The sequence below is a fragment of the Salmonella sp. 32070601201500089SM genome (assembly GCF_017573605.1).
Classification (GTDB): Bacteria; Pseudomonadota; Gammaproteobacteria; order Enterobacterales; family Enterobacteriaceae; genus Salmonella; species Salmonella enterica.
On record NZ_JAGETK010000005.1, the window covers coordinates 1 to 11588 of the forward strand.

The following is an 11588-nucleotide window of genomic DNA, read 5'->3' on the forward strand; positions in this document are numbered from 1 at the left end:
GATTACATCGAAATGTTTTATAACAGTAAGCGTCGGCATGGTTCGAGCGATAAGATGCCACCGACAGAATATGAAAACCGATATTACCGACGACTCGAAAGTGTCTAGATTATCCGTGGCAACTCACAGTGAACTACACGCCATCGTCCTGAAACCATGCCCACAGACTTCCGTTTTGGTGTCATAGCCCATAACTCGCAAAGCCTTGTTCACCGTGTTCTCACTCATGGGTTTACGCGGATCATGATCACCAACAAAGATCAGCTCTCGATTTCCATTCATGCTTTTAATCTTTTCCAGAATAGTTAAGGCTTGCCGCGACAAAGGAACAAGATGAGGAGTCCGCATCTTTGAACCACGCTGAGAATGTTTAACACCTTCCAGTGGTTCATGCTCACCTAGAATCGTCCACATGGCCGTTTCAAAATCCACTTCTGACCAACGGGCAAAACGCAGTTCGCTTGAACGGATGAAAACTAACAACGTGAGTTCAACAGCCAGTCGAGTTAACGGCCTGCCAGAGTAATGATCAATGCGGTGTAGTAATTCAGGGATGCGGTTAAGCTCCAGAGCCGCACGATGCTGTCTTTTCGCCGTAGCAACCGCACCAGCAATCTCTTGCGCGGGGTTGTAATCGATTAAGCCACTCTGCACAGCAAAGCGCATAATCGCGGTAGTACGCTGCTGTAAACGGGCGGCGACTTCGAGACGCCCTGATGACTCTACGGCTTTGATGGGTACAAGTAGGTCTCGCGTTTTCAGTTCTGCAATGTTCCGCTTACCGATGGCAGAAAAGAGATTATCTTCGAGGCTTTTCAAAACACGAGCGCTATGCGATGCAGACCATTTCTGATTGCTGGCATGCCAGTCTCTGGCGACCACTTCAAACGTTATCGCCTCTTGCTCTTGCTCTACCTTAACGGCTTTCCTGTTCTCACTTGGATCGACACCATTAGCTAACAGCTTACGGGCTTCATCCCGGCGTGCCCTGGCATCCGCCAACGATACCTCAGGGTATTTCCCCAACGCCAGCATCTTTTCTTTGCCGCCAAAGCGATAACGCAGTCGCCAATATTTGGAACCGTTAGGGTGAACCAGCAAAACCATGCCTTCACCGTCAGCTAGTTTATAGGCTTTTGCTTCAGGCTTAGCCGAACGAACCTTCACATCACTCAGAGCCATGATGAGTATCCTTTCAAGGGTTCTGTGTGGGTACAAACATAATCGAACCGGGATATACCCGCAGTTGTACCCGCATCAGTAAGTTGATGTTGATTGAATCAGGCTGACTTAGGTAGAGTGAAAAAGCGAGGAAAGCCTTGCGGATACTGGATTTCAGGCACAAAAAAAGACGTCCGTTGACGTCTATTGATGTTCCGATGGTGCGGAGGCAGGACTCGCACACACATTTAACCTATTGTAAAAATTGAAATTTAATTATAATTAATTCAATTATGCCCCTTTTTGTGCCCCCACCATTCTCTGTTCACATTTTGATTTTTGTTGATTATTTATCCAAAAATCATCAGAGAAATAGTCAATCTAGTTAGGTTCCGTTAAACGGATCCAAACCGGGACTTGACTCTACAAAAAATACTTTTTTTTCGCAAAACCATGCACACTATTCACCCTGTCATTTTTAACTTATATATCAATTGGTTATGTGTTAACAGCTAGGTGAAGAGTGAACAGCTATCTCTACATTTGTGCGTTTCCAATAAGAAGCCCGGCATCAGCCGGGTTAGTTAATCGTTATTTTAATATTGGCTCATCACACTTGGGCAGCCAGTCTGCATTACTCTCCTCTTTCAAAGTGAGGTTAGTTTGCATTCCCTGATTAGTTCGCCGTTTCTCATAATGTAGCCCGTACTCCTTCAGCATGACTGGCAACCCTTTGCCAAACATCGTAAGACTCAGGGTGTTTTTATAGCCATTAGCCTCCATGTATACGAGGTAGGCATGGTAAAGGTATGTACGTGGCTGGCGTGGGACAATATTGGCGTTCCCCATAAACATACCGTTGGTGTCAGGTAATGCCTCAAGGTAGCCACAAAAATCAAATGCTGGATCAGCATCACGCTTGATGGTGAGAGCCTCATCAGAATTCTGCTGCGACTGAAGCAATGTTCTGGCGCTCATCGGATCGCTGAAACGCTGCATGAGCTGACGAACAATCACAGCCAGTTCTCGTGCAATTTTATCTTTCAACTGCGGATCGCGTTCTTCCGGTGCTATCTGCTCAGGAAAATGCAGAATAACTCTCCTGCGGGACACACCACCACTGCGATCAGTGAAGCGCATAGGATTATTATTTACGGCCAAGATAACCGCCGGAATATGTGTTGAATAAGCATTCTGATATTTGGGGTCCACAGATACTGCATCGCCACCAGTTATAGCCTTAAGCCCGGCGCCGTCGCCGCTCCACTTCTCCTGATCAGGCAGGCGAATAAGAGAAAAACCTATCAGAGCCGCACGTTCTCGCGGGGACTCCAGCGTTTCAATGGTCGCAGAGGTGGCGTTATCCTCTCCAGCAAGCATGGTCGCAATTTCAGCCAGAATACTTTTGCCACTTCCACCAGGGCCAGTCACTTCCAGAAAGAGCTGCCAGTCATAGCGGTTCGCCAGCACCATAAATAACGCTGCAAGAATAATGTCGCGTTTTGCTGGCTTGTGTCCGGCGGCCCGGTCCAGCCAACGCCAGAATGCCGGGGCATGAGTTTCAAGCGTTTCCCCCTTTACCGGTGGCGTGAAATCGACTTCACACAGGGTACGCAGCCAGTTCTCTTTACAGTGCGGACTAAAAAGCCCTGTTCGCGTATCGAGAACGCCATTACGAAAACCAATCAGATGACGTGACGGATTTTGCTGCTGCGGAACAATTAACTTTAATGTTTCCACCAGTGAGGCAATTTTTCCTGAGGAAAACGGTGCCCCGAGGCGCTGGAAAAGGGCTGCGACATCTCGGGCAAAATCTGACTGAGAAATAACTTTCCACGCTCCAGACTCGTAGCGGGATAAAAGCTGCCCGTTCGGATCAACCGCCAGTGCATCCCTGTAATGCTCCCGAACCCTCTGAGCTTTTTCGCTGACACTCATCGCTGTGAATTCTGCTTCACTCATTGTGTCGAAAGGACTGGCGTTATGTGGCTTCAAAGCCTCAAGAATTGCCTTCCGGGTGGATTCCTCTCCGTATTGGGTAAGCGCATCATTCCAGTCACCAAAAACCGGTGGCAGCACAATGTCACACTGACTCGCTTTTGCAGCAGTTTCAGCCCTGTTCTGGCCTGAACCATTCAGATCGCGGTCCGCTGCAATAATTAACTGATATCCCGGATACTTATTATGGGCAACGCTGCTCAGAGAAAGAAAGTTGACCGACGAAAATGCCACCATGACGGCTTCTCCTGTCAAATAATGAATGGTAAGCGCCGTGGCGTAACCTTCCGCAATCCAAATCCTTCTTACAGAACTCCCGCCCCCTTCTATCAGATGATAGGCCTCCTTAACCTGACCTCCTTTAAGAAAACACTTGCTACCATTGCCACTGATAAGCTGAATATTCACCAGCTCCCCGTCAGCGTTATAGAGTGGGACGATCAAATCACCGGGGCGGAACATCACACCACCGGCCTTATGAGCTGAAGTCAGCTCATGGCAAATATGCTCCGGGAAACCTTTATGTGTAAGATAAGTGTTTCCGGCAGATTCACGCGAGGCTTGCAGCAGTCGCGCGGCAAGTGCTGCCGCTGCATCTTTCCCGCTATCGGTATCGGCGGTTAACGTCCTGACCTCGGAATTAACTATAGACAGATCATGTGTCAGTCCATGTATCCTGTCAGCTGCTTCACTGATATCCACATTCAGTGCCCTGGTGACAAGCGCTAAACCATCCCCGGCTCCGCACTGATTGCATAACCATGTTCCGCGTTCTTCCTGATCGTCGAAGCGAAAACGATCTTTACCGCCACAGACCGGGCAAGGCTGATGGCGATTTTTCAATATATTCACGCCCAGCGCTGGCAGAATCTGAGCCCAGTGACCGCGGGCAGCCTTCACGGCCTGACTGACTTTCATTCCTGACATGACGCAGTTCTCCCTCAGTGTAAAACCGGCTTTTTGATGTGACGGACGCATAACTCATCCATTACGGCTATTCCGAGCTGGGAGAGTGCGGGACAGGACATTAGAGGGCCGTATTCCATCAGGTCTGAAAGCAGGGCGCAGGCGATTTCCATGCCTTTTGTTTGCCCGTGCTGTCGCAGATAAAATCCTTCAAGCTCACGGGCAATAGCGGTTTCAATTTCATCCAGAGTGAGCTGCAGATGGCGGTTTTGCTGATAGCAGGCACTCAACCAGGCGCAGGCTACCGCGCGGCGATACAACGCTACCCGAAGTGAAAGGGAAAGAGTGCGTGATTTCATTGCACCACCTCCATGTTCATGAGGTCATCCTGGCAACGCTGTACCACGCCATCAAGCTGCTCTGTCATCAGATAAATCAGGGAAACCAGTTGTTCACATTGAGCACTGGCAGGTTTTTCGTAGCAATCCTGAAGAACAGCCATTCCAGTGACAAACTCTCCCACGTTACGAAGATGCTTCAGGCGGAGAATATCGTCATAAGAGATTGCGGCGTGATTCATTAGATCACCTCCCGGACAGGCAGGCGAGCAGCAAGACAAAGCACATACTCATGGACTAGTGAAAGACGTGCATGATGCTCATTGCTGGCGATGATACGCAGCATACTGATACGTGGTTTACGTTCTGCACGACGAACGGCGGCAAAAACAAATATAAATTGAGGATGTGACGGGGCGAGGATCGTAGCCATAAGGGCAACCTCCAATAAGTAGCGGTAAATGCCACCACCGGAGTTCCTACGCTCATGGGTGGTGACCCGAACGGGGGTAGGAATACCGGCCTTATTGGAAACCGGCCAGCCCGAAGGCTGCCCCGCCCGGACCACCATTATCTGAAAGGGGCTAAGGTATAAGCACCGCAGCCCGAAAAATGGGTGTGCCTGAGCAACGACGTAAAAAAAGACGCACGGCGCGTCTGGTGTCGCCAATAAGTAACTCGGGTTCCTACGCCCGGCAGCCGATTTTGCGGCAGCGGGAAAACTATACCTGGAAAAGATATCAGGACGCAAGCCAGAAAAAAGGAGATGAGACTGCAAAGCAAGTTTCACGCATGGCCTCCTTGCTCGCGGGCAGCAATTCGCGCCGCCATCCATGCACTGACCTCCGACTGTACCCAGGCCACATTTTTTCCACCCAGGGATATCTGCTGCGGGAAGGCATCGCGGCTGATAAGGTCGTAGATGGTTGAACGGGATAGCCCGCAAAGGTGCATCACTTCAGGTAATCGTATGAAGCGCTCCTGCTGAGCCGGAACCGGGAGCACCGGAGCAGCTGGTGCCGGGGTGGAAACGGAAATACTATTCATCTGGCTACCTCTCTAATATGTTTACAACAGTCCGGGCAATTCCATGCGGATTCAGGTAGATCCTTATTATGTTTATATAAGCGGCTCGCGCATGCTTTATTTATTTTGTGTGAAATGTTGATTTCTCAAAAAATAAAACAGCTAAAAACCGTATGAAACGAACAAAAACAAACAATTCCTTTATGGAATATAATAAGGAGCATCAATAATAAAAAAGTCTATTACACTAGGCAGGATCACAGCTCAAATCTGAACCAGCCCATATCATTCAGGGCGTTACATCATAAGCACTAAGACAACACCTGATTAATAAAAGAGCCAAAACGGCTAAAAATAAACAGCTCACCATATGTATCAATAAATCCGATGATTAAAGAAATTAAATTACCATCTTACTTCCGCATGTATCCGGATGTGTTTAATGAACATCAGACAAATTCATTTTTATGAATATTTTCCTGAAATACAACTGAGTGCAGGGAGGTTGAATGTTTAATTATTAAACAGACATAAGACATCTTTTATTCTTTACATAGAATATGTATTGAATACTGGTGAATATTGGTGAGGAGAAAAGATCCAGTAATAAACTGAAATAAATATCGCGACTTATATGAAAAAGAAATATATGTTTAATTTTATCTCTGTGAACAGTCATGAACAGTAGATGATCACTTTAATTAAAACACTACACCACTTAACCACATGTATTTACTATATTTTTATTGAAGTGAACAGTAGTGAATAGTATGTATTAAAGGAAGCGTGTAGATCAGACATGACACCTTTCTCTGGCTAGCCAGAACAAGGTCATTGTTCAGTCACTGACACAATCCTCCTCGGTAGTGCGCTTGTATGGACCCCGGCACAATTGACACAGCAACAAAACACTACCGGAGCAGTCATGACTACTGTTAACCAGATCCCTGATGCAAACATTACACCCTCCCTCCCACCGAAAATTCGCGAAGCGGTGGATAAAGTTAAGGCAGCAAAAGCTGTCTGGCAGGAAGAACGGCGAAAACAAACTGAAGCTGCTGCAATGATTGAAACTATCCGTAAACGTCAGGAAGATACAAAAACGGAAACGCAGGCGCTTAATGATGAATGGCGAAACCTGTTTCGTGAGAATCAGGGAAATATGACGCCACGCATGAAAAAACTGCGGGCAGAAATCGCCCTCGGACGCGAAACACTGGATGAGTTCGAAGATTTGCTGGCAGCTCAGGCGGCAGAAAATGAATTCCTGCCCTGGAAAACTGCGGATGCTGCAAACCACTACATCAGCGAACATAATCGCCTGATTGAAACTCATGCAGTGTGGCTCTGGAATGAGTTTATGAAGGAACACGGTCAGAAACTTATTCAGATCCTTGGACTGCTGAAAATGACTCTGGGCCGAAGCGCTTCTGCTGTTATCGGTGTAGTTCATACCGTAAACGACCCCGAAAGTGTGCTGAAGCAATTTATCAGCGAGCAACTCACCACTCCGGCACTGTCCTGTAACGTATCTTCAACCGATGATATTACCCTGCCGGGGATCAGCATTTATGCGGACGATAAAGCCATCCAGGATGCCAGACAATCCCCCAGCCCTGCAGCGCGTTCACGGATGCTTAAACAGCGTGACATGGTTAAAGGGGGCGAGAAGAAATGAATGCCGGAACCATTACTCAGGAAGCACTCAACGATTACCGCTCGGCGATAAAAAGCTGGCTGACACTACGTAATACGCAAAGTACCTACCAGCTTCGTCTGGCGGCTCTGCTGGATACTGAAGAAAAACCGGCAGCATATGCCAGCCAGCTTGAGGATCTTCGTGAGCGTCTTGCAGTCCTCGAATGGCAGATTAACTGTGCTGCACGGGATGGTCTTTATGCTCATCAGATTGTGCTGGAGAGTTGTGTTACAAGCGCAACGGAAAACTTCATGAGCGAGCATGGTGATGCACTCACTGACGCTCTGGCTCCTTTTCTTTGCGCTCCATACGGGCTTGAGGCGGCAATGAAAATATTACGAACCGCTGTAGCCCGACAAACGGAAATGCGTACTCCGGTAATTTCAGCAGCATATAAGAGCATTATCGACGAAACCGGATTAACGGTGGATGCATCAATGCGCGCTGATGCTTCAGCCAGTTTCACCCCGGCACAACATAAAGTTTTCCTGGCCCGCCTTAACCGACTTAATGAAAAAGGAGTGTGCTGATATGGCCCTGAAGTGTCCTGAATGTGGCGCGGTCGCTCACGCCAGAACCAGCGCCTATGAAGCTCCGTCGGTTAAACGCTCATGGTATCAGTGCCAGAATCTGGAATGTTCCTGCACATTTACCGCACTGGAAAGCGTGGATACGATAATTATGAAGCCTCGGTGCAATGAACAGGAATCAGACAAAGCAAAAATACCGGAAAAACAACAGCAAACTCTCAATCGCTATGGCTCCGCGTCAAAGCTGTCAAACCGTCAGCAAATTCCTGTCTGATTAGCAAAATACGACCACGAAGTCCCGGTCCAGTACCGGGATTTTTTACGCCTTTTCCCTGGCTGGCCTGAGAGCGTATGAGTGCATATCTATGGCGCATGAAAACGCATGAGTCTCATGCGCCATTTTTGACGCGAAAGCCCTTGTGTGGTGGCTTCTGAGACGATTTACGGGGTGCATGAAAACCAGTCTGTTAAGCGAAGCGGGCAGGCGGGCGGGGCTGCTCGCGCTAAGGGAGAAAATAGCAAACTCAGCCGCGCAGGCGGTGACAATGATTGACGAGATACTGGCTGGCAGTTGCTGAAATCTCCGCAATGATTCAAGAACTGCAGTGTATCGATGCAGCACACGTAAACTGAGCGGCGCTACGGGTAATATTTATAGATTTGTCATCCTTAGTGAGCATGGTTCTCACTCTTGTAACCTCTACCTGTACAAGATATCGTAAGACCTCAGATCAAACATGCACGTGTATTAAAGGTGGGCAAGCGTGGCGGGAAGATAATTGTGCGCACTGTAGTCAAAGATAGTGATTGTGATTACTTTTTCTTCCAGCCGTGGTGTAGTAAATTATTGGGAACAAACTCTTAATGACATCAATGGATAATGATTATGACTACAAATCCGGACGGATACATCTCATTTTTAAAACCCGGTAGTAACGACTGGAAAGCATTAGATAGTAAATCGTTTATTTATTGGCGAGACTACATAACGAATGAAAGTTTAGAAGAGTCAGGAGATTCTATTTCTCCAGCACAATCTCTTACTGATGGTGAAAAGAAGGAGTTGAAAGACAATCAGGCATATATAAACGAACTATTACTAAAATCATTACAATTCCCAAATCTTGCATTCTTCGCTGGGAGTGGTACTTCGCTTGGGGACGTTGGAGGACCAAGCATGTGGGATCTCTGGAAGTGTGCAATGTGGAGTGAATCTTCTATAAACGAGGATGGTCAATTAAAACCTGATGCTCAAATTGTTTGTGATAAAGTAAAATATAAAGAGCGAGAGTATCCTAACATAGAGCACTTTCTTTCTAATTGTGAAGCATATTTAGCATTTCATGATGATGAAGAAGTGTTGAATTTTTTAAATAAAGTTAAAACAATTATTTTAGACAAATGTCGCTCATTTATTGATGATGGCAACTGTGATCTTTCAGCTTACATCAATTTATTACAAAAAATGGGGAGGAGGAGAGTCAGAGATCCTAGACTAAAAGTTTTCACAACTAACTATGATTTAGCCTTTGAAACAGCTGCTTCTGAATTAGGAATGATGGTAGTTGATGGTCTTTCATATACAGGAGTTCGCAGATTCGATGGTAAATATTTTAACTACGATGTTGTTAAAAGAGATGAAAACGAGCATGAGTTTGTAGAGGGTGTATTCCAGTTATTTAAACTCCACGGTTCTGTAAGTTGGATAAGAAAGGATGGGCAAATATATGAATCCAGCCAACCAACAGCAACAAACGCATGTCTAATATATCCAGCGAAAGGTAAATATCAGCAAGCCTTTATTCAACCTCACTTAGAATTACTTTCAAGATTGTTAGATTTCTTGAGAAAAAGAAATAACTGTTTAGTTATATCTGGATTTGGTTTCAATGATGACCATCTTTCTGAACCAATTTACTCAGCAATAAAATCCAATCCAAGCATGAGGTTGATTATAGTAGATTTCAAATGTGCAACTCATATTCGGAATAAAGGGGGGGACGGTTCTAGTAAATATTGGGATTTACTAAAACAACTCTCACTATCAGGTTATGACATTCACTTCATAAATGCATCTTTCAGTGATTTTGTTAAATTAGTTCCCAATCTTAAAGCATTAACCCCAGCAGAACAGTTGGCTAAGGTAATAAAACAAGTAGGAGTTAACAATCAATTATGATTAATACAACACTACAGCTTGGTATTTTGAGGGGCGACCTTAAGGTTGGAGTAGTCTCATCAATTTTTGCTCAAACAGTTAGAGCAAATTTAATCTATGCAGGGGAACTCAGCGGAACATATATAGAAGGTTGTAGATATGGAAAAGGAGAAGTTGGTGAAATATTATTAATAGAAGGACAACAATCTATTGTTCTTGGCCGTTTAATAGAGGTTAAATTACCAGAGCGAGATAGAGGTGAAATATCTGTCGGGTCTCAAGGAAACTTCAAAGTTGATGCTATCGGCATTATACAACTTCTTGGAACTATTGATCCTTCAAATTTTAGAATTGATTCAGGAATCAAATCATATCCTCGATTAGGAGATCGAGTTTATTCTGCTCCCTTAGATTTTATTTCTTTAATACCAGAATTAATTAATAAAGGAATTAAAGATAACGAGGAAGAAAGAATAGGTATTGTATTAGGCATTATATCTGGAGGGGCAACAAGTATAGTAACTGTTGAACCTGATAAACTCTTCGGTCGTCATTGTGCTATCTTAGGTGCTACAGGCGGTGGAAAAAGTTGGACAACTTCCAAGTTAATTGAAGAGTGTTCGAATTACGAAAACTCTAAAACTATAATAATTGATGCAACCAGTGAGTATAGATCGTTTAAATCTGATTATTGTCTACATTACCATTTAGGTGCCCCAATAAATAAAAACATAAATTCTTTAGAATTTAGAATTCCACCTACCGACTTTGTTGAGTCAGACTTTATTGCCATGTTCGATCCTTCTGGAAAAGTACAGGGTCCTAAGCTAAAAGAAGCGATAAAAAGCCTTAGATTAGTAGCTTTAGAACCTAGGATAGCAACCGATGGTATTTTAAAAAAAATCAATCAACCTAAAACAGATTATCGACGCGCAATGAATACTGGAGACAACTCTAAACTTGTTGATAATCCATCACAACCATTTGATATAACAAAACTTATAAAACAGATTGTACAAGAGTGTTGTTACGATAATGGAGATAATGCTTGGGGAAACGCTGCAACTCAAGACTTAAGCTATTGCTCATCTTTGTTAACCAGAATTCAAGCAGTAACGTATGCCAACTCGTTAAGGTCTGTTTTTAATAGTAACGAGGATATATCCACACTAGGTGAAATATTAGAAACTTTTTTACAATCTGATAAACGAGTCCTAAGGTTATGCCTAAGTGATGTTAGCTATGAGTTTTATGCTAGAGAAATTTTAGCCAATGTAATCGGCAGAAAACTTTTAACTTTAGCTAGGCTTGAAAAATTCAGAACAAGACCTCTGTTAGTTATTGTTGATGAAGCCCATAACTTCCTTGGCAAACGGGTTGGTTCTGAAGATCATGCAATTAAACTTGACGCTTTTGAGATGATTGCAAAAGAAGGCAGGAAATATGGCCTTAATATATGCTTAACAACTCAAAGACCCAGAGATATCACTGAAGGTGTGCTTAGTCAAATTGGAACCTTATTGGTTCATCGCTTAACAAACGACCGAGATCGAGAAGTCGTTGAGCGTGCATGCGGTGAAATTGATAAATCTGCAGCATCTTTTCTACCAAGTCTCAAACAAGGTGAAGTTGCTCTTGTAGGGGTTGACTTCCCTATTCCTATGACCATCCAGATAGATAAGCCAATATATCCACCAGAATCTGATTCTCCAGGCTATTGCAATATATGGAAAAAATAATTAGTAGGGTCTTTGACCCTACTTTAAAATTTT

Annotated in this window: 11 protein-coding genes and 1 pseudogene; 6 read left to right on the top strand and 6 right to left on the bottom strand. The window is 44.7% G+C overall.

Annotated elements, in window-relative coordinates; genetic code table 11:
- Window positions 1–126 precede the first annotated feature (126 nt).
- The 6 genes and pseudogenes from J4728_RS09785 to J4728_RS09810 form a co-directional block, all read right to left on the bottom strand.
- A pseudogene (locus J4728_RS09785) lies at window positions 127–1182 on the bottom strand (tyrosine-type recombinase/integrase); the annotation flags it as partial.
- A 570-nt stretch (window positions 1183–1752) separates the two neighbouring features.
- Window positions 1753–4086 carry a primase-helicase zinc-binding domain-containing protein gene (locus tag J4728_RS09790; RefSeq protein WP_208211685.1) on the bottom strand — a complete coding sequence of 778 codons (2334 nt, stop codon included), beginning with the start codon at window positions 4084–4086 and terminating at the stop codon, window positions 1753–1755.
- 14 nt (window positions 4087–4100) lie between these two features.
- On the bottom strand, window positions 4101–4424 hold the full coding sequence (locus J4728_RS09795; protein WP_000842358.1) for a DUF5375 family protein: 324 nt from the start codon (window positions 4422–4424) through the stop codon (window positions 4101–4103).
- Entirely contained in the window at window positions 4421–4645 is a 225-nt protein-coding gene (locus J4728_RS09800) for a hypothetical protein (RefSeq protein ID WP_001014979.1), read from the bottom strand. The genes J4728_RS09795 and J4728_RS09800 overlap by 4 nt, the downstream gene beginning before the upstream one ends.
- Window positions 4645–5193 (bottom strand): host cell division inhibitor Icd-like protein, encoded by a 549-nt coding sequence (locus tag J4728_RS09805; protein WP_000761643.1) that lies wholly within the window; start codon window positions 5191–5193, stop codon window positions 4645–4647. Before J4728_RS09805 ends, J4728_RS09800 begins: the two co-directional genes overlap by 1 nt.
- Window positions 5190–5450: a helix-turn-helix transcriptional regulator gene (locus J4728_RS09810; protein WP_001084853.1), complete on the bottom strand. Its 261-nt coding sequence runs from the start codon at window positions 5448–5450 to the stop codon at window positions 5190–5192. The genes J4728_RS09805 and J4728_RS09810 overlap by 4 nt, the downstream gene beginning before the upstream one ends.
- Before the next feature lie 904 nt (window positions 5451–6354).
- Here J4728_RS09810 and J4728_RS09815 point away from each other — a divergent pair.
- The 6 genes from J4728_RS09815 to J4728_RS09835 all read left to right on the top strand — a co-directional run bounded on the left by J4728_RS09815 (window position 6355) and on the right by J4728_RS09835 (window position 11555).
- A complete protein-coding gene (locus J4728_RS09815) occupies window positions 6355–7107 on the top strand; it encodes a hypothetical protein (RefSeq protein ID WP_000214377.1) in 753 nt (250 codons plus the stop codon).
- Window positions 7104–7658 carry a phage polarity suppression protein gene (locus J4728_RS09820; protein WP_000991130.1) on the top strand — a complete coding sequence of 185 codons (555 nt, stop codon included), beginning with the start codon at window positions 7104–7106 and terminating at the stop codon, window positions 7656–7658. The genes J4728_RS09815 and J4728_RS09820 overlap by 4 nt, the downstream gene beginning before the upstream one ends.
- 1 nt (window position 7659) lies before the next feature.
- Entirely contained in the window at window positions 7660–7932 is a 273-nt protein-coding gene (locus tag J4728_RS09825; RefSeq protein ID WP_001185332.1) for an ogr/Delta-like zinc finger family protein, read from the top strand.
- 178 nt (window positions 7933–8110) lie between these two features.
- Window positions 8111–8236 carry a hypothetical protein gene (locus J4728_RS24095; protein WP_001402809.1) on the top strand — a complete coding sequence of 42 codons (126 nt, stop codon included), beginning with the start codon at window positions 8111–8113 and terminating at the stop codon, window positions 8234–8236.
- A gap of 308 nt (window positions 8237–8544) precedes the next feature.
- Window positions 8545–9837, top strand: coding sequence for an SIR2 family protein (locus J4728_RS09830; RefSeq protein WP_001402808.1), 1293 nt, complete (start codon window positions 8545–8547; stop codon window positions 9835–9837).
- Window positions 9834–11555, top strand: a complete 1722-nt coding sequence (locus J4728_RS09835; RefSeq protein WP_006822922.1) for an ATP-binding protein — start codon at window positions 9834–9836, stop codon at window positions 11553–11555. The genes J4728_RS09830 and J4728_RS09835 overlap by 4 nt, the downstream gene beginning before the upstream one ends.
- Window positions 11556–11588 lie beyond the last annotated feature (33 nt).